Origin of the sequence: Tabrizicola sp. (assembly GCF_041911175.1) — a bacterium.
Lineage (GTDB): Bacteria > Pseudomonadota > Alphaproteobacteria > Rhodobacterales > Rhodobacteraceae > Tabrizicola.
The window spans coordinates 55712-74715 of record NZ_JAYRPN010000081.1; the positions used below are offsets into that span (position 1 = coordinate 55712).

The following is a 19004-nucleotide window of genomic DNA, read 5'->3' on the forward strand; positions in this document are numbered from 1 at the left end:
GACCCGTGGTTCGAGTCGTGCACATATATCCATATGATGGAATTAATTATGCGCAAGTGAAATCGGCCGCAACCAGGCCAGACCATCATCGGGAGGAGAACATGGAACGACTGATTGCGGCGTCGCTGACTGCGGCGATGGCTCTGGGCGGCTCTGCCGTGCGGGCCGAGACAACCTTGAACGCACTCTTCATGTCGCAGGCCGCCTACAGTGAGGCCGACGTGCGGGCGATGGCCGACGGCTACATGAAGGAACACCCCGACACCAAGATCAACCTTGAGTTCGTGCCCTACGAGGGGTTGCGCGACAAGACCCTGCTCGCGCAGGGGTCGGGGCAGGGCTATGACGTCGTGCTGTTCGACGTGATCTGGCCGGCGGAATATGCGACGAACAACATTCTTCTCGACATCACCGACCGGATCACGCCGGAGATGACCGCGGGCGTTCTGCCGGGCGCCTGGACGACGGTGGAATACCAGGGGCATCGCTACGGCATGCCCTGGATCCTCGATACGAAGTACCTGTTCTACAACAAGGCGATGCTGGAACAGGCCGGCATAGCTGCACCACCCAGGACCTGGGCGGAGCTGAGCGCGGATGCCAAGATCATCAAGGACAAGGGCCTCGTCGAGTATCCGATCGTCTGGTCCTGGGCGCAGGCCGAGGCGGTGATCTGCGATTATGCGACCCTCATCAGCGCCTATGGCGGCAAGTTCCTCGACGATCAGGGCAAGCCGGTGTTCGACCAGGGTGGCGGGCTGCAGGCGCTTGAATACATGAAGCAGACCGTGGACGAGGGCCTGACCAACCCGAACTCCAAGGAATATCTGGAAGAGGACGTGCGGCGGATCTTCTCCAACGGCGAAGCGGCCTTCGCGCTGAACTGGACCTACATGTACAACCTTGCGAATGCCGGGGATGACAGCAAGGTCAAGGGCCAGGTGGGCGTCGTCCCGGCACCGGGCGTCGAAGGGGTTTCCGACGTTTCGGCGATGAACGGCTCGATGGGGCTTGGCGTGACCGCCACCTCGGCCAATCCGGATGCGGCATGGGATTTCGTCACCTACATGACCTCGCAGAAGACCCAGGACGCCTACGCCAAGCTGAGCCTGCCGATCTGGGCCTCGTCCTATGACGACCCGGCCGTCGCCAAGGGACAGGAAGAGCTGATCGCAGCCGCGAAGAGCGCGCTCTCCGTCATGTTCCCGCGCCCGACGACGCCGAAATACAACGAGCTGTCGGCGCTCATTCAGGTCGCGATCCAGCAGGTGCTTCTGGGAACGGCAAGCCCCGCCGACGCCTTGGCCGATGCCAAGGAACAAAGCGGCCTTTGACACGGGACTGATCGGGCGGCGGAGCCATCTGCCGCCCTGATGCAACCGCTCGCCGGGCGGAGGAGGCGGATTTGTCTGGATTGCGGACCGACCTGCGTGCCTGGGCGCTGATGCTGCCCCTGCTGGTCGTCATCCTGGGGGTCGTCAGCTGGCCGCTGATCAACACGGTACACCTGTCGCTGACCGATGCAGGGATGGCGACGGCGTCGGGCAATTTCGTCGGGCTGGACAACTTCAGCCGGAACCTTCAAAGCCGCGCCTTTCAGTCGGCGCTGATCAACACCACCTGGTTCACCGTCCTGTCGATCTCGGCCGAGCTGGTGTTGGGGGTGCTGGCGGCCCTTCTGTTGAATCAGGAATTCCGCGGGCGGACCGCGCTTCGCGCGCTGATGATCCTGCCCTGGGCGCTGCCGACCGTCGTCAACGCGATCCTCTGGCGGCTGATCTACAACCCGGAATACGGCGCCTTGAACTCGGCCCTTCTGCAACTGGGCGTGATCGACGCCTACCGGTCCTGGCTTGGCGAGCCCAACAGCGCGATGCTGGCGATGGTCGTGGCCGATGTCTGGAAGAATTTCCCGCTCGTCGGGCTTATCAGCCTCGCCGCGCTGCAATCTGTCCCGCGCGAGACGCTGGCCGCCGCCACCGTCGACGGCGCCGGGGCCTGGGCGCGGTTCCGCTTTGCCGTCCTGCCCTATCTTGCCGGTCCCCTGATGATCGCGCTGGTTCTCAGGATGATCGAGGCGTTCAAGGTGTTCGACATCGTCTGGGTGATGACGCGCGGCGGCCCGGCCAACACCACGCGCACCCTGTCGATCCTGGTCTATCAGGAGGCTTTCTCATTCCAGCGCGCGGGATCGGGCGCCTCGCTTGCACTGATCGTGACCTTTGCCGTCACGCTTCTGGCGGCGGGCTATGTCGCGATCATGCGCCGCACGGCGCTGAGGGTCTGACAATGGAACGCCGCAGCGCCGCCTTCACTGTCTTCATCTACGCCGCGGCAATCATCCTCGCGGTATGTCTGGTGCTGCCGATCTTCTGGCTCTTCGTGATGAGCATTTCGCCAGCCGCCGACCTGACCACCAAGCCGCTGCGCTGGTGGCCCGAACAGATCGACCTGTCGCGCTACCGGCTATTGCTGACCTGGGCCGAGAACACCACGGGCCGCGATTTCCTGTCGGCCCTGCGCAACAGCCTGGAGGTGGCAGGCATGGCGGTAGTGGCCGCGCTTCTGGTTGCGGTGCCCGCCGCCTGGGCGGTGTCGCGGCGGCCCGAGATCGAATGGTCGCTGCATGCGCTGATCATGACCTACATGCTGCCACCGGTTGCGCTGGCGGTACCGCTTTACATGGGGCTGGCGAAGCTCGGGCTGCTGAATTCGGTGTTCGGACTGGCGCTGATCTATCTGTCGATCCTCGCCCCCTTCACCACCTGGCTGCTGAAATCCGGCTTCGACGCGATTCCGCGCGATCTGGAGGCGGCAGCGGCCATCGACGGGGCGCGGCTCGACCAGACGCTGCGCATCATCATCCTGCCGCTTGCGGCGCCGGTCCTGTCGACGGCCGCCCTCTTCGCCCTGCTTCTGGCCTGGGACGAGTTCTTCTATGCGCTCCTCTTCACCGCCGACCAGCGGGCCAAGACGGTGACGGTGGCGATTGCAGATATCGCGGGCGGCAAGATCGCCGACTACGGGCTGATTGCCGCGGCAGGGGTGCTGGCGGCGCTGCCACCCCTCCTGATCGGCATGGTGATGCAGCGGGCCATTGTTGCAGGCCTGACCGGAGGCGGGGTGAAGGGATAAGCGATGAAACCTGTGGGACTGGTGGCGATCGACGCCGAGATGGCGCGGCAAGGCGCGGATGCGCTGGCCTCTTTCCGGGCGGCAGCGGGTGTCGCGAAACGTGTCGCGGACAGTCTGCGCCGGACCGGGCGGCTGGTGATGTTTGGCATGGGCGCTTCCCAGGCGGTCAATCGGGCGGTCGAGCCGCTTTACCGCGATCTTGGGCTCGATGCCGTGGCGCTGGCGATGTCAGAGCAGCTGGGCATGGGGTTGCCACTGGACGGGCGGACCGTGCTGGTGGCCAGCCAGTCGGGCGAAAGCGCAGAAGTGGTGCGGTGGCTCGCGACAGCGCGCGGCGGCGAGGCGTTCGGCATGACGCTCGATGCGGACTCGACACTCGCGCGGGAACTGCCGTCGCTCGTCGGCGCGGGCGGTGTCGAGGTCGCTTTCGCTGCCACGCGGTCGCTGACGGTGACGTTCGCGCTGCATCTTGCGGTGCTGGCGGAACTCGGGGCGGACCCGGCGCCCGCGCTCGCAACGATGGCCGGGACGGGGGCCGTGGATGTCTCGACCGGCGTGGCGCGGCTTGCCGGGGCCGCGGCGATCGTAGTTTCGGGCAGGCGCCTGCAGGGGGTGGCCGAGGCGGCGGCACTGGGCCTGTGCGAACTGGCGCGCCTTCCCGCCTTTGCGCTGGAGGGCGGGCAACTGCGTCACGGGCCGATGGAGATGCTGGGGCCCGATATCGGCGTCCTTCTGATGCGCTGCGACGAGCCGGGGGCGGATCTGGTAGCCGGGATGGCGGGCGCGGCGCGGGATGCCGGGGCGCGGGTGGTGATGCTGGATGCCTCGGGTCAGCCGCCGGTCGAGGGTGTCACCGGGATTGCCCTGCCGCGTGCGGGGGGGATGGCTGCCATCCTGACCATGCTGCCGACCATGCAGCGGCTGATGCTCGATTTCGCCGCAAGCCGGGTCGCCGACGTGGGGACTCCCCGCCGGTCGTCGAAGATCACGAGGATCGAATGATGCTGCCGCTGGCGGTCCTGGGCAACGTCAACGTCGATCTGATCATGGGGCCGGTCGCGCCCTGGCCGGTGCCGGGAACCGAGGTTCTGCTGGACCATGACGACCTGCGCGCGGGCGGGTCGGCGGGGAACACGGCGCTGGCATGGGCCGGGCTGGGGCTGCGCTTCGTTGTGCCCGCAAGCGTCGGCGACGATCTCTTCGGCCGTTGGTTGAGCGATCAGCTTGCCCCCCATTCGGCGGACTGGGTCACCGTGCCCGAGGCGACGACGCTCTCGGTCGGTTTGACCCATCCCGATGGCGAGCGCACGTTCTTCACGATGGGCGGGCATCTGCCGTCGATGGACTGGCAGGCACTGCGCCCGCAGATCGAACACATGACCGGCGGGCTTCTGCTCCTCTGCGGCAGTTTCCTGACCCATCGCCTGACTGCCGCCTATCCGGCGATCTTCGCCTGGGCGGAAGCGCGCGATATCGCCATTGCGCTCGATCCGGGCTGGCCACCGGCGGGTTGGTCCGGCCCGGAGCGGGCGCGGATGACCGGATGGCTGGCCCATGTGCGCCATTTGCTGATCAACGAGGCCGAGGCGTTGGCGCTGACCGGCGCGGCGGACACGACCGACGCCCTGACGGCCCTGGAGGGTATGTTGCCCAAGGGCGCGACGGCGGTGATCAAGGCCGGGCCGATGGGCGCGCTTGCACGGCGGGGGGGCGTGAACGCCAGTGCGGCGGCGCCCTCCGTCCAAGTGGTCGATACCATCGGGGCGGGCGACATCTTCAATGCCGGTTATCTGGCGGCGGTGGCGCGAGGGGCGGACCTGACGGACGCGCTTACGGACGGAACGGCGCTGGCGAGCCGGGCGATTTCAACCTTTCCGCGGCAATACGGCCTGCCGGACACAACGGGGGCGGCCTGATGGGCGCGGTATCTCTGGTCAACCTGGGCAAGTCCTATGGCGCGCTGCAGACGCTGAAGGGCATCGACCTGGAGCTTGAGGCGGGCGAGCTTCTGGTGCTGCTCGGCCCCTCGGGATGCGGCAAGTCGACGATCCTGAACCTGGTCGCCGGGCTGCAAGAGCCGAGCCAGGGCGAAATCCGCATCGGCGGGCGGGTGATGAACGGTGTCCACCCCAAGGACCGCGACATCGCGATGGTCTTTCAATCCTATGCGCTCTACCCGAACCTTTCGGTCGCGCGGAACATCGGCTTCGGCCTGGAAATGCGGGGAGTCGGCCGGGCCGAACGCGAGGCGGCGGTGGCGCGGGTCGCCGACCTCTTGCAGATCACGCCGCTTCTGGACCGCAGGCCCGCGCAGCTGTCCGGCGGTCAGCGCCAGCGCGTGGCGATCGGCCGGGCCCTGGTCAGGAACCCCGCCGTCTTCCTCTTCGACGAGCCGCTGTCGAACCTGGACGCAAAGCTGCGCATGGAGACCCGCGCCGAGATCAAGCGGCTGCACCAGGCCTTGGGCAAGACGATGATCTACGTCACCCACGACCAGATCGAGGCGATGACGCTGGCCACGCGCATTGCCGTGGTCAATGCCGGGCGGATCGAGCAGCTGGCCACGCCCGAGGAAATCTATCGCCGCCCCGCAAGCCTTTTCGTGGCGGGCTTCGTCGGCTCGCCGGGAGTGAACCTGATCCCCGGTCGCATCGTGGATGGCCGCCTGCGGCCGGACGGCGGCGGGGGCGACCTGCCGCTGGCCGAGGTGCCGGAAGGATACGAAAGCAGGGCGGTCACCTATGGCGTGCGGCCCGAGAACATCGCGCTGGCTGCGTCGACGGACCCCGGTGCAGTGACCGTCACTGTCGAGATGGTCGAATTGACCGGACCGGAGAAGCTTGCCCACCTTCGCATGGGGTCGCAGACGCTCTTGGCCAGCTTGCCTCCGGCAAGCCTGTTGGAAGTCGGCGAAACCCGTCATGTTGTCGTCGACCTGGCCGAGGTCCTGCTGTTCGACGGCACCACAGGGCTGAGGATCGACCACGGTTGAAGCGGTCTGAAAGGCTCTTCACCTGACCCCTGCTCTCGGCTCGTGGGGTGCGGACGAAGGATATTTGCCTGTCGCAAGGTAGGGAGATACGGGACCTCGTCGAGCTGACCAGGCGTACTCTTTCTGCTCGTCAAGACAGGCGCTAGGTGTGAGCAATGGCGACGCGTTCGCAGTCAACTGACAGTCCTGTCGTCCGTCTCTTGATGCACATTGCTTTCCGGTTCCGGTCGGGACTGCACCGGACTCACGGGATCAAGCCGGTCGCATCCCGTCGTGGAAGGCGCGGTCCAGGAACACCGCACTGGCGCGCAGATAGGCCGCGACGTTCCGCCGCCGGAACACGCCGTGGCCTTCGTCGGCGAAGAGCATTACCTGGTGCGGGATGCCCGCCGCCGTCAGCTCGCGCACGGCGGTATGGGTGTTCTCGGGCCCGACGTTGGAATCCGCCAGCCCGTGCACGATCATCACATGGCCCCTGATCCGGTCGATGAAGCGGCCCGGTGAGGCATTGGCGTATTTCTCGGGGAACTCCTCGGGAGTGCCGCCCATCATCTCTTCGCTGTAGGCGCGGCCATGCGGCATTTCGGTTTCATGGAAGTCGATGTCGAGGCGATACATGCCGCACATCGGAATGGCAGCGGTCACGAGGTCGGCGTGGCGGGTGATCGCGAACCAGCTGGAGAAGCCGCCGTAGGAATTGCCCGCCACCGCCACCGGGCCGGGGATACCTGCGGCCAGCGCCGCCACCAGCCCCGCGCGGATGTCGGCCTGTTCGCGGCCGCCCCAGCCGTCTTCTTTCACCGCCTCGCGGTGGGCATAGCCGAAGCCGGTCGAGCCACGATAGTTGGGGTCGAGGACGGCATAGCCTTGCGCGAGCCAGAACTGGATCTTGGGGTTCACCCAATCCTCGGAATGCCAGGTCGGGCCGCCGTGGACGTAAGCAATCAGGCCCTTCGGCACCCCTTGGGGCCGGTAGAGCCAGCCCTGCATTGCGCGGCCATCCGGGGCGGTCCAGCGGAAGTCCTGCGGGGCGATGTGGTGGCGCGCTGGTTCAGGGGGGGCGCGGTAGATGGTGCGGCAGGTGCCGTCGGCGGCGATGGCCACAAGGTCATGCGGGGCGTCGGCGTCATAGGCCTCGGCCAGCCAGCCGCCTTTGGGCAGGGCGGCATGGGGGAGGAGGCTGCGGCGGCCGGAGAGGTTGGGCAGCGGGCGGATGCCGGTGGGGCCAACCAGCGCGGCACGGGTGTGGCTTTCCTGATGGTGGATGCAGAGGAAGTTCGGCCCCGTTCCGGCCAGCACCGCATGGGGGTAGAGCTGCGGTTCTTCGGCGATCCAGTCGACCCCGCCGGTGGAGAGGGTCAGGACGCCCAGCCGGTCGCGTCCGTCGTGGTCGCAGGCGAAGCCGATGCGGTCGTCGTCCAGCCAGACGGCGAGGATGTTGTTCTTCGGCCCAAGGTCCAGAACCTTTTCCGCGCCGCCCTCCACCGGAACGACCCACAGCTGATAGCCGCCGGGCGCGCGGTCGCTGCGGTGCCAGAGAAGCCGGGTGCCATCGGGGGCGAGGAGCGGACCGACGTAGAAATGCGGCGGGCTGTCCGCCTGCGCGAGGCAGGTGCGGGTGCCGGTGGCGAGGTCCTGCTGCCAGAGCCAGGCGCCCGGTGTCACCTGACCTGTGGCGTAGTCGTAGTCCGCCAGGAAGAAGATCGTGCTCTGGTCCGCCGAGAAGGCCCCGCCGTAGACGTAATGCGTGTCCTGCGTGGGGGTGAGCTGCGTCAGCGCCCCGGTTTCGCGGTTCAGGAGCAGAAGGTGGTCATGCTCGTTCGCATTCAGCGACTGGGCGAGGAGGAGGCGGCTGCCGTCTGGCGTCACGTCGCGGATGAGGTAGTGGTCCTGCCCCTCGGTCAGCCTGCGCGGCGGGGTGGAGCCGTCGAGGGGGGCGCACCAGACGTTTTCGGTCTCGTCCGGCCCGGCGAGGCACCAGAAGGCCCAAGCCCCATCGGCGCTGGCGTGGATGTTGGAGAGTTGCGGGACAGAGGCCCAGAGGGCGGCAAGGTCGGTCATGGGGCCTCGGTGAAGTGGCAGGCGGCGAGGCGGCCGGGGGCGACCTCGCGCAGGTCCGGGCGGGTGGTGCGACAGAGGTCGGCGGCCTTGGGGCAGCGGCTGGCGAAGACGCAGCCGGGGGGCGGGGAGAGGACGGAGGGGAGTTCTCCGGCGAGGGCGGTGCCGACGCGACCCTTCTCGCGCCTTGGGTCGGGTTCGGGGACGGCCTGCATCAGGGCCTGGCTGTAGGGGTGGAGAGGCTTGGCGTAGAAGGCGCTGCGCGGGGCGTGTTCGACGACGCGGCCAAGGCACATCACCATCACGTCATGGCTGATGTGGCGCACGACGGCGAGGTTGTGGGAGATGAAGACGAGGGCGAGGCCCATCCGTTCCTGCAGGTCCATCAGCAGGTTGATCACCTGCGCCTGGATCGAGACATCCAGCGCCGAGACGGGTTCGTCGCAGATGATGAGCTTTGGCCTGCCGACCAGCGCCCGTGCGATGCCCACCCGCTGCGCCTGCCCGCCGGAGAGTTCGTGCGGGTAGCGGTCGGCGAAATCGGGGGAGAGGCCGACCTGCCCCAGGGCCTCGATGGCGCGGGTGCGGGCTTCGCGGCGGGAGAGGCCGGGCTCGAAAGTGGCGAGCGGGCGGCTGACGATGCGGGCCAGCGTCATCCGGGGGTCGAGCGCGGCGACCGGGTCCTGGAAGATGATCTGCATCTCGGAGCGGCGGCGGCGCAGGTCGGGGAGGGTGGCCATATCCTGCCCCTGCCAGAGGACCTGGCCCCCGGACGGCTCGATCAGGCGGAGGAGGGCGCGGCCGAGGGTGGACTTGCCGCAACCGGATTCGCCGACGACGCCGAGGGTGCGGCCTGCGTCGAGGGTAAAGGAGGCGTCGTGGACGATGGGCAGCAGGCGGGGGGCGGAGAAGGGCCCGGCACCGGGGACGCGGTAGCCTACGCCCAGCGAACGCACGTCGAGCAGCGTCATGGCGCGGCCCCCGTCAGGTGGCAGGCGGCGCGGCGGCCCGGGCCGAAGGTGGCAAGGTCGCGCAGGGCGGGCCGGTCGGTGGCGCAGACGGGCAGGCGAACCTCGCAGCGATCGACGAAGGGGCAGCCGGTGACGGCCCCGCCCGAGCGCGGCGTGCCGGGGATGGTGCCGAGGCGCGGGGTGAGCGCGGTTTCCAGCCGTGGCATCGCCGCCAGAAGGCCCCGGGTGTAGGGATGCGCGGGCGCGTCGAACAGGGTCTCCGCCGGGGCTTCCTCCATCACCCGCCCGCCGTAGAGGACGACCACCCGGTCACAGAGCTGCGCCACCACGCCCAGGTCATGCGTGACGAGGATGATCGCCGTTCCCGTCTCGCGCCCCAGCTCCGCCATCAGGTCCAGCACCTGCGCCTGGATGGTCACGTCCAGCGCGGTGGTCGGCTCGTCGGCCAGCAGCAGGCGCGGCTTCGCCAGAAGCGCCATCGCGATCATCACCCGCTGGCGCATTCCGCCGGAGAATTCATGCGGAAACCGCCGGGACCGCGCGGCGGCGTCGGGGATGCGGACGCGGTCGAGCATCCGCACCGCCTCGGCCCGCGCCTCTACCCGCGACATCCCCTTGTGGACCATCAGCCCTTCGGCCAGCTGGTCGCCGACGCGCATGTAGGGGTTGAGGCCGGTCATCGGGTCCTGGAAGATCATCGCCAGCGCATCGCCCCGCACCCGGTCCAGATCGCGCGGGGAAAGCGCCAGCAGGTCCTGGCCCTGGAACAGCACCTGCCCCGAGGCCCGTCCGTTGGCGGCCAGCAGCCCCATCATCGCATAGAGGATCTGGCTTTTCCCCGACCCGCTTTCGCCGACGATGCCCAGCACCTCGCCCGGTTTCAGGTCCAGTGACACCCCGTCCACCGCCACCGCCTCGCGGTCGGGCAGGCGGAAGCGGACGCTCAGGTCCCGTATGGAAAGGAGGCTATCGGTCATTGGGGTCGAAGGCATCGCGCAGCCCGTCGGCGATGAAGTTGAGGCACAGAAGCACCAGCGCCAGCAGCACCCCCGGCAGAAGCAGCAGCCGCAGGTCCGTCTCCATCGCCGAGGTGCCGGTCTGGATCAGGTTGCCCCAGCTGGCCTGCGGTTCCTTGATCCCGATGCCGAGGAAGGAGAGGAACGACTCCGACAGGATCACCTCGGGGACCAGAAGCGAGCCGTAGACGATCACCGTGGACATGCAGTTCGGCACGATATGCTGCAGCACGATGGCCGGGCCGGTCATCCCGCCCGCCCGCGCGGCCTGAATGAACTCCCGCTGGGCCAGAGACTGCGCCTGCGCCCGCACGATGACCGCAGGGGTCAGCCAGAGGGTGAAGACGATGGCGGCGAACAGCGCGACGTTGCCGCCCCCGAAGAGGAGGCTGAGCAGGATCACCAGGATCACATAGGGAAAACCGTACAGGATCTCGACCAGCCGCATCATCAGCCCATCGGTCCGCCCCCCGGCATAGCCCGCCACCGCACCGTAAAGGACGCCGATCACCCCCGCCACCAGCGCGCCGAGAAAGCCGATGGTCAGCGACACCTGCCCACCCTCCAGCACCCGCACCAGCAGGTCGCGCCCGAAGTCGTCGGTCCCGAAAAGATGCGGCCAGGTGTATTCGGCCGGGGCAGAGATGAAGTCGAAATCCGCGTCCTCGCCCGTGAAGGGAAAGGCATAGGGGCCAAGGAAGCACAGCCCCACGATCAGCACCAGCACCGCGACCGAAGCCATCGCCAGCCGGTTCTGCCGGAAGCGGCGGAATTGCAGCTGAAAGGTTGAGGTGCCGCGCGGCGGGGCAAGGTCAACGCTCATTGCGGATCCTCGGATCAAGCAGCGCGCGGACCACATCGGTTCCGATGTTGAACAGGATCAGGAGCCCGCCGTAGAGGAGCGTGATCCCCATCACCAAAGGATAGTCCCGGTTCAGCGCGGCATCGACGAAATGCCGCCCGATGCCCGGCACCGCGAAGATCGTCTCGATCAGGATCGACCCGGTGATGATCGCCGCCGTTGCCGGGCCAAGATAGGCGATCACCGGCAGAAGCGCCCCGGTCAGGGTGTGCCGCCACAACACGCGCCGCCAGCCGATCCCCTTGGCCCGCGCGGTGCGGACATAGTTCTCGCGCAGGGTCTCGATCATCGAGGTGCGGGTCAGGCGGCTGATATAAGCGATGTTCGGCAGGGCCAGAACGATGACCGGCAGCACGAGGGAGCGCCAGGTGCCGTCCCAGCCGCCGATCGGCAGCCATTCCAGCCGCAGCCCGAAGATAACCTGCATCACCGGGCCGATGACGAAGATCGGGATGGCGATGCCGGTGACGCCGACGATCCCGGCGACATAATCCGTCACGCCGTTCCTGCGCAGCGCCCCGGCGATCCCCAGCGCCACACCGACCAGCGTCGCCACCACCACGGCCCAGAAGCCGATGGTCAGAGAATAGGGCAGGCCGCTGGCGATCAGGTCGTTGACCGAATAGTCCCGGTGCCGGGTCGACGGCCCGAGGTCCAGTCGCAGCACGCCCCAGACGAAGCGGCCGAACTGCATCCAGACGGGTTCGTCCAGATGGAAGGCCGCCTCGATATTGGCCTGCACTTCCGGGCTGATCTTGCGGTTCCGGGAAAACGGCCCGCCGGGCGCGAGGCGCATCACGAAGAAGGTCAGTGTGACCAGCGCGGCCAGCGTCAACCCCCCGCTCCACAGTCTGCGCCCGACGAACCGCAGCACCTATGGCTCCAGCGTCAGGAACTGGCTGTTGATGTAGTCGGTGACCGAGGGGGTATAGCCCTTGACCTTGGGGCTGACCAGACGGCGCAGGGGTTCCTTGGCGATGGGGGCGAAGATGACGTCGTCGAGCAGGATCTTCTCGGCCTTCGCCAGTTCCACGTTGCGGCTGGCTGCGTCGGGCATGGTCGCCGCCAGGTCCATCTGAGCGTCATACTCCGGTTTGACCCAGTGATAGCCAGGGTCGGAGGACGGGCGCATGTAGGCGAGGAAGGTCTCGGCCCCGGCGAAATCGCCCACCAGGTTGTCGGCAAAGACGTCCCAGGTTCCGGCATAGAAGGCATCGAGCCAGGCCTTGCGCTCCATCGGGTTGACGGTGGCTTCGACGCCCAGCACCTGCTTCCACATCAGCGCCACGCCCTGCGCCAGTCGCACGCGGTCTTCGGCGACTGTGGTGACGATGGTCAGCTTCAAGGGATTGTCCGGCCCGAAGCCCGCCGCCGCCATCAGTTCCTTGGCCTTCGCCTCGCGGTCGGGCTGCGACAGATCGAACCCCGGCATCATCGGCCCCTCGTAACTGGGGTCGAAGCCGCCCGCGTAGGAATAGGCCGGGATCGCGCCACCCTTGACGATCTTCCCCTGCACAAGCTCGCGGTTGATCGCCAGTGACAGTGCCGTGCGCACGTTGATATCCTGTAGTTCCGGCTTGGTCAGGTTGAAGCTGTAATAGGTCGTCTCGGTCGAGGGCGATATGTTCAGCGCATCGGGCATCGAGGTCTTCAGCTCTTCCAGCATGTTCACCGGCACGTCGTAGGTGATGTCGATCTCGCCGGCCTGGAAGCGCTTGAACTCGGTCGCGACGTCTTCGGTGACGTGGTATTTCACCTGTTCGATCCTGACGTTGGCCGCGTCCCAGTAGTTCGGGTTCTTGGTCAGCAGGACATGGCTCTGCGGCACGATCTCGGTGATCGTGTAGGCGCCGTTCGTGACCAGCTTGGCCGGGTCGACGAAGCCCGCCGCCCCGTTCGCGGCATAGGACGGCCCGTGCAGGGGCGGGATCTGGAAGGCGCCCATGATGTTCAGAAGATGCGGGGCAGGGGTCTCCATCTCGACCACCACGGTCCGGTCATCGGGGGCGGTCACGCCAAGACCGCTGGCATCCTTCGCCTCGCCGTTGGCAATCGCTTCGGCGCCTTTGATCTTCACGACCGAATAGAAGTAATAGCCCTTTTCGCTGACCGTCGCCGGGTCCAGCGTGCGGAAGACGGAATCGACGAATTCCTGTGCCTTGACCGGGTCGCCGTTCGACCATTTCAGCCCTTCGCGCAGGTGGAAGGTATAGGTCTTGCCATCCTCGGACACGTCCCAGCTTTCGGCCTGGCCGGGCTGGATGCCGCCGCCGGGACCAAAGGTCACCAGGCCCTCGTAGGCGTCCATGATGATCCAGCCCGCCGCGGCGTCGAAGTTCACCTGCGGGTCGAGGCTGGACCACTCCGAGCCGATGCCGCGGTCCAGCACCGCATCCGCCATCCCCGGCCCCGCCGCCAGCGCCAAGGCCGTGGCCGCACCGGCCAGCCACCGCGCGACTTTGCTTGCCTTTCCGATCATCTGCGTCACTCCCTGTTATGGTTTCAGTTGGACAGGAGGTCACCCTGCCGCCGGATCTCATGCCCCGCCACATGGCAGAGGCCCTGCCCCTTCAGGCAGGTGGTCCACAGCTCCTGCCGGAACAGAAGCCCCGTCGTCGGGGCAAGGATTTCCTCGCGGCGGCGGGCGGCGGGGTCGGTGATGTGGCCCAGGACCTGACCTTCCGCCACCCGGTCGCCGGGCTGCGTCACCCAGGTCACGATCCCGCCGATGGGGGCCATGAACTCCACTGCGCCCGCCAACGGCATTTCCTCGGCCGGACCATAGGCCGGGTCCGCCTCGCCGGTCAGCGCGCCCAGCTCGACCAGAAAGGTCATCAGCCCGCCCGCATCCTCGGCCGCCACCGCATCCGATACGTCAAGCTGCCCGCGATATTCCAGCGTGGTCGAGAAGCAGGGCTGCGGGACCTTGTCGCCGAACCGATCCCGCAAGGCCCGCCACGGCGCCGTATGCGCCTCGTCGAAGGCATTGCCGCCCGAACTGTCCTCGATCAGTGCCAGCTCCGCCCCGGTGCAGCGGCCCAGAAGATCGGTGATCTCGGGCCGCGCGGTCGAGGCATAGAAATGCATGACCGCCCGGTGGTCGCAATGCAGGTCCAGCACGATGTCGGCGTCATGGGTGGCTTCCATCAGCCGGATGCGCAGCTCGTCGACCTCGGTCTCGATCTTCGCCCCGGCCAGCGCCGCGCCGAAGGCCGCCCGGATCGTCGCGACATTCGCCACCGGGTCGGTGCCAAGCTGCCCCTCCAGCGCGTCCCCCACCAGCGCCGCCAGATCGGGATAGCCCCGGTTGAAGTTATGCGCCCCTTCCAGATCACGCCGACCCACCGGCTTGTGCAACAGCCACTCCGACAGCCCGATGGGGTTGGCCAGCGGGACCACCACCACATGCCCGGCGATGCGGCCCTCGGCCTCGGCCAGATCCAGCAGCTGCATCAGATGATACAGCGCCAGCGGACCCGGCATCTCGTCGGCATGCAGGCCCCCCTGCAGATAGACCTTCGGCCTTGCCCCTTCCTGTCCCCAGTGATGACGGGTCAGGGTCCGCGTGGTGCCTGGACTTGGCCCGCTCAGGGGCACGGTCTCGGTTCTCATGCGCACCTCGGGCCTGACGGGGGCATTTGATCAAAGCTTGCTCTTCGCGTCCCCCGCGAGTCAACCCTGCAGCGGCGACCGGACGCAGGCCTACACATGGTCACGCGGAACCTCCTCGCGCCATTCCTGCCGGGCGATCTCGGTGCCGTTCTCCCGGATCACGGTTTCCGCCCAGATGTGAAATGTCTTTTCATCGCAGGTCATCCGGCTTTGGCTGTCATGCGTGAAGACCCCATCCGCGCGGGTCTGCACCACCTGGTAGCGGGTCTCCATCGCAGCACTCAGCGGGTCGCCCTCGGTGATCTCATAGCGCGCATGGCCCTCGCTCGCCTGCCTGATGCCGATATCGGGGAATTCGTGGTCATAGCACCAGCGTGGGAAATCCACCGTGATCTTTCCCGACAGAAGCTCGCGCGTCACCCGGCGCGGATGGGCGGGCGCGACCGGATGGTCGATCACCGGGCTTTGCGGCGCGAGTTCCGGCGGGTCGAAGGCACGCAATGCGGCATCCTCGGCCCGCAACGGACGCCGGGGCAGGACCAGTTGCGCCGCGCCCAGGTCGACGGCCAGCGTCGCCAGCTCGGGCGAGGGCCAGGTGATCGGCCAGTAGACCGAGGACAGCGACAACCCGATCCGGTGTCCCGCCGGGAAGGCATGGGCGATGTCGTCCAGATCCACCACCACCTCGACCGGCCTGCCGGGAACCAGCGCCTCGGGCCGGTCGTGGCCCCGGTGATGCGCCAGGTTCAGCATCCCCAGTGTCACCCGGGTCGAGGCCCCGTCCGGCGCCACGTCGCACAGCCGCACCGCCACCAGAGCCAGCGGCTTGTCCGAGGCCACCCGCAGCCGCAGCCGGGGCGCGCCCAGGATTTCCACCCGATCCTCCAGCGGCGCGGTCATCCAGACCAGCGAGCCGCCGTCATCCTCGCGCTGATCCGTCGGCCAGTCGGCCTCCGCGCCATAGCGTCCGATCTCCCCCGCCGCCGCGCCGACCCAGAGCGGGGAGCAGACACGCGCTTCACCCGGTTCCGGGCTGTCGCATAGCCCGGACCCCACGGGATACAGCTGCCAGTCCTCGATGCGCGGGCTCGGCCAGCTTTCCTCGCCGACCCAGCGCCCCGGACGCTCCGCATAGCAGGTCTTCGGCGGCACGCTGTCCTGCATCCAGACCCGCAGCGCCGGTTCCCGCATGATCCCGGTGTCCTGCCCCTTCATCCAGTGGTCGCACCAGCGCAGCACCTCTTGCAGCCAGCCGATTGCCGGTCCAACCGTCACATCCATCGGAAAGGAATGCGCCCAGGGGCCGACCAGCCCGCGGCAGCGGTCCGGCCCCAGCGCCGCCAGCAGCCGCGGCACCGCTTCCGAATAGTTGTCGGCCCAGCCCGACACCGCATAGACCGGCACCTTGATCGCACTGAAATCCTCGCAGACCGAACCCTGCTTCCAGTAGTCATCCCGATGCTGGTGCTGCATCCAGATCAGCCCCCAGGGCCGGTTCGCCGCGATCCTTTGCAGCCAGAGGTCGCGCCAGGTCGGCCCATGCAGCGCGGGGTCGGGCGGCAGGTCCATCCCCGCGACCATCGTGCCCGACCAGTCCAGATTGTCCTTCGACAGGCAGCCGCCGATGTAATGCACATCCGTCGCATAGCGGTCGTCGGTGAAGCCGACCGCGATCACCGTCTTCAGCGCGGGTGGCTGCCGCGCCGCGATCTGCAAGCCGTTGAACCCGCCCCAGCTGATGCCGATCGTCGCCACCTGTCCGTCGCACCAGCCTTGCGCGGCAATCCAGGCGATCAGGTCGCAACCGTCCTGCTGTTCAATCTCGGAATATTCGTCGTGGAGAAGCCCTTCGCTTTCGCCGCACCCCCTTATGTCGACCCGCAGGCAGGCGTAGCCGTGCCCAGCCAGATACATGTGCATCCCCTGGTCGCGCCCGCGGGTGCCGTCATGCTTGCGGTACGGCAGGTATTCCAGGATCGCCGGATGCCGCCCTTCCGCCGGGCGCCACAGCTTCGCCGCCAACCGGGTGCCGTCGGGCAGCGGGATCCACAGGTTCTCGACCACCTCGACCCGGCGCGGGAACTGGCTGCGGATCGAGGCCATCAAATCTCCATTCGATCTGACTGATTCCCGTCACCCTACTATACAATCGTTCAACAATGCGACGGAAATCTTGCCCCGCGCCGAGGGCCATCCAATCGAGAGGAAGCTGGCCGGGCGGCAGGTCAGCCCAGCATTTCGCCACTCCGGCCGATCAGCACATCCGCCAGCGCTACGACCGAAAGACGGCGAATGCGGTGGCAGCGAAAGCCGTGCAGGACATGGGCATCACCCGGATCACCGATGGCGACCGGCTGGTGGGGGGTGTCTCGGGCGGCGAGTGGCAGAGCTTTGCCATCGCCCGCGCCGTCCACTTCGGGGCGCGGTCGCGGTCGATTTCAAGAAGGGCCAGAAGACCCGCGAGGAGATCACCGACCTCATGGCAGGCGGCGTCGGCATGGCCAGGCTGGACGTCGAGATCGAAGGCTACATGGCCACCCACAACGGCCACCCGCCGCCACCTGCGGAATGACCCCCCCTCGGATCACCGGGTTACCCCCGGCGGCGACCATGCCCCGCCCGCGTCCTTCTTCACGGGCGGAGTATCTACTTTTCCCGTCCGGAGACGCGGATCCGGCGATCAAGTCGCGCAACAGGCACGACGCGCCGACCCGGCGTGCGTCCGGTCAGTACCACATGTCGGCCATCGACTCCTTGCGCCGGGCCATGAAAGCGTTGAGCGCCTCGTCAGTCGACTGGTCCAGCGCCGGGGCCTCATAGTCGCGCAGGATCTTCTTCCAGCGGGTATTGGCGCGTTGGGCATAGTCGATGCCGCCCTGTTCGTCCCAGGTCTCCCACGGCTGGTTGTCGTCCAGCGCGGAATCCCAGTAGGCGGTCTCGTAGTGCCGCAGCGTGTGCTGGGTGGAGAACAGGTGCTGGCCCGGTCCAAGTTCGTTCAGCGCCTCGAAGGCGAGCGTGTCCTCGTTCACCGCCATCCCGTCGAGATAGGCGTGCAAGGCACCGCACATATCGGTGTCCATCACCAGTTTCTCGTAGGACATCGACAGCAGCCCGTCGAGGAAACCGGCGGAATGCAGGACGTAGTTCGCGCCACCCTGCACGGCGGACATCATCGACATCATGCTTTGCTGCATCGCCTGCCCGTCGGGCAGCTTGGAGGTGGAGAAGTTCCCGGCGCAGCGAAGCGGCATCTTCAGCCGCCGCGCCAGCTGGCCCATCGCCAGCGAGCCGATGGCCGGTTCCGGCGTCCCGAAGGTGGGCGAGCCGGTGCGCAGGCTCATCGAGGAGAAGAACGAGGCCAGGATCGTCGGCGCGCCCGGCCGGGTCAGCTGCGCGATGGCGCAGGAGGCCATGCTTTCGGCCAGTCCTTGCGCGACCATCCCTGCGGTGGTCAGGGGGGCGACGGCCCCGCCCAGCAGGAAGGGCAGGTGGATCGAGCCCTGGTTCGCGGCGGCATAGGTGCGGATGCCCGCAGCCGTCACCCCGTCGATGACCAAAGGCGAAGTGGTATTGAAGTTACCCATCACCACGCAGTTCTGGTCGGTGAAGGCCTCGCCGAACAGGATGCGCGCCATCTCCACACTGTCGGCCGCCCGTTCCGGGGCAGTGATCGAGCCCAGGAAGGCGCGGTCGGAATAGCGGATGTGGCTGTAGACCATGTCGAGGTGGCGCTTGTTCACCGGAACGTCGGTCGGCTCGCAGACGGTGCCGCCGGAATGGTGCAGCCAGGGCGAGGATTGCGCCAGCTTGATGAAATTGCGGAAGTCCTCGATCGTGCCGTAGCGGCGGCCCTTGTCGAGGTCCATCACGAAGGGCGACCCGTAGGAGGGCGCGAAGACGACGTTGTTGCCGCCGATCTGCACCGCATTCGCCGGGTTGCGGGCGTGCTGGGTGAAGACTTCCGGCGCGGTCTTCAGGATTTCGCGCAGCATTCCGGGCGGGAATTTTACCCGCCAAATGCCCTCGGTCTGCGGCGTCACCTCGGCCCCGGCGGATTTGTAGAGCTGCATCGTTGGCTGGTCGTCGCGCAGCTCGATCCCGATCTCAGCCAGGATGCGGTCGGCGGTCTTCTCGATGGCGACCAGGCTTTCCTCGGACAGGATGTCGTAGGTCGGGATGCCGCGCACGATGTAGGGGCGGTGGACGCCCGCCTCGACGCCCACGCGGGCATCGCGCAGCTTCTGCCGCCCGCCGCGCTGCCGTTTCGGTTCGGGAAGGTCGCCGTCCGCCATGATTTCGCCTTTCGATAAGCCGCCGTCAGGGTAGACCTCTCGCCGCGCTGTGTGACGCTGGAAAAG

16 protein-coding genes are annotated in these 19004 nt (G+C 67.4%); 7 read left to right on the forward strand and 9 right to left on the reverse strand.

Annotated features, from left to right (window positions below; all coding sequences use genetic code 11):
• Nucleotides 1–101: 101 nt before the first annotated feature.
• From ACE3P6_RS11320 to ACE3P6_RS11345, 6 genes are all read left to right on the forward strand, one after another.
• A complete protein-coding gene (locus ACE3P6_RS11320; protein WP_374394963.1) occupies nt 102–1334 on the forward strand; it encodes an extracellular solute-binding protein in 1233 nt (410 codons plus the stop codon).
• 71 nt (nt 1335–1405) lie between these two features.
• A complete protein-coding gene (locus ACE3P6_RS11325; protein ID WP_374394966.1) occupies nt 1406–2287 on the forward strand; it encodes a carbohydrate ABC transporter permease in 882 nt (293 codons plus the stop codon).
• A 2-nt stretch (nt 2288–2289) separates the two neighbouring features.
• Nucleotides 2290–3135: a carbohydrate ABC transporter permease gene (locus tag ACE3P6_RS11330; protein WP_374394968.1), complete on the forward strand. Its 846-nt coding sequence runs from the start codon at nt 2290–2292 to the stop codon at nt 3133–3135.
• 3 nt (nt 3136–3138) lie between these two features.
• The gene (locus ACE3P6_RS11335; RefSeq protein ID WP_374394970.1) at nt 3139–4137 is read left to right on the forward strand and encodes an SIS domain-containing protein; all 999 of its coding nucleotides are present in this window, start codon (nt 3139–3141) and stop codon (nt 4135–4137) included.
• Nucleotides 4134–5051, forward strand: coding sequence for a carbohydrate kinase family protein (locus ACE3P6_RS11340; RefSeq protein WP_374394972.1), 918 nt, complete (start codon nt 4134–4136; stop codon nt 5049–5051). The genes ACE3P6_RS11335 and ACE3P6_RS11340 overlap by 4 nt, the downstream gene beginning before the upstream one ends.
• Nucleotides 5051–6127 (forward strand): ABC transporter ATP-binding protein, encoded by a 1077-nt coding sequence (locus tag ACE3P6_RS11345; RefSeq protein ID WP_374394973.1) that lies wholly within the window; start codon nt 5051–5053, stop codon nt 6125–6127. Before ACE3P6_RS11340 ends, ACE3P6_RS11345 begins: the two co-directional genes overlap by 1 nt.
• A 252-nt stretch (nt 6128–6379) precedes the next feature.
• Here ACE3P6_RS11345 and ACE3P6_RS11350 read toward each other — a convergent pair whose 3' ends face one another.
• From ACE3P6_RS11350 to ACE3P6_RS11385, 8 genes are all read right to left on the reverse strand, one after another.
• Nucleotides 6380–8188, reverse strand: a complete 1809-nt coding sequence (locus tag ACE3P6_RS11350) for a prolyl oligopeptidase family serine peptidase (RefSeq protein WP_374394976.1) — start codon at nt 8186–8188, stop codon at nt 6380–6382.
• Nucleotides 8185–9156 carry an ABC transporter ATP-binding protein gene (locus tag ACE3P6_RS11355; protein ID WP_374394978.1) on the reverse strand — a complete coding sequence of 324 codons (972 nt, stop codon included), beginning with the start codon at nt 9154–9156 and terminating at the stop codon, nt 8185–8187. The genes ACE3P6_RS11350 and ACE3P6_RS11355 overlap by 4 nt, the downstream gene beginning before the upstream one ends.
• A complete protein-coding gene (locus ACE3P6_RS11360) occupies nt 9153–10133 on the reverse strand; it encodes an ABC transporter ATP-binding protein (protein ID WP_374394979.1) in 981 nt (326 codons plus the stop codon). Before ACE3P6_RS11360 ends, ACE3P6_RS11355 begins: the two co-directional genes overlap by 4 nt.
• Nucleotides 10123–10995: an ABC transporter permease gene (locus ACE3P6_RS11365; RefSeq protein ID WP_374394981.1), complete on the reverse strand. Its 873-nt coding sequence runs from the start codon at nt 10993–10995 to the stop codon at nt 10123–10125. Before ACE3P6_RS11365 ends, ACE3P6_RS11360 begins: the two co-directional genes overlap by 11 nt.
• On the reverse strand, nt 10985–11908 hold the full coding sequence (locus tag ACE3P6_RS11370) for an ABC transporter permease (protein ID WP_374394984.1): 924 nt from the start codon (nt 11906–11908) through the stop codon (nt 10985–10987). Before ACE3P6_RS11370 ends, ACE3P6_RS11365 begins: the two co-directional genes overlap by 11 nt.
• Complete coding sequence (locus ACE3P6_RS11375) at nt 11909–13513, reverse strand: peptide ABC transporter substrate-binding protein (protein ID WP_374394986.1); 1605 nt, start codon at nt 13511–13513, stop codon at nt 11909–11911. It abuts the gene before it with no gap.
• A gap of 23 nt (nt 13514–13536) precedes the next feature.
• The gene (locus ACE3P6_RS11380; protein ID WP_374394988.1) at nt 13537–14646 is read right to left on the reverse strand and encodes a succinylglutamate desuccinylase/aspartoacylase family protein; all 1110 of its coding nucleotides are present in this window, start codon (nt 14644–14646) and stop codon (nt 13537–13539) included.
• A gap of 90 nt (nt 14647–14736) precedes the next feature.
• Nucleotides 14737–16749 carry a CocE/NonD family hydrolase gene (locus tag ACE3P6_RS11385; RefSeq protein ID WP_374394990.1) on the reverse strand — a complete coding sequence of 671 codons (2013 nt, stop codon included), beginning with the start codon at nt 16747–16749 and terminating at the stop codon, nt 14737–14739.
• A gap of 277 nt (nt 16750–17026) precedes the next feature.
• Here ACE3P6_RS11385 and ACE3P6_RS11390 point away from each other — a divergent pair, with 277 nt between their 5' ends.
• Nucleotides 17027–17218 (forward strand): hypothetical protein, encoded by a 192-nt coding sequence (locus ACE3P6_RS11390; protein WP_374394992.1) that lies wholly within the window; start codon nt 17027–17029, stop codon nt 17216–17218.
• A 154-nt stretch (nt 17219–17372) separates the two neighbouring features.
• Here ACE3P6_RS11390 and ACE3P6_RS11395 read toward each other — a convergent pair whose 3' ends face one another.
• Nucleotides 17373–18938 carry a trimethylamine methyltransferase family protein gene (locus tag ACE3P6_RS11395; protein ID WP_374394993.1) on the reverse strand — a complete coding sequence of 522 codons (1566 nt, stop codon included), beginning with the start codon at nt 18936–18938 and terminating at the stop codon, nt 17373–17375.
• Between the last annotated feature and the right edge of the window lie 66 nt (nt 18939–19004).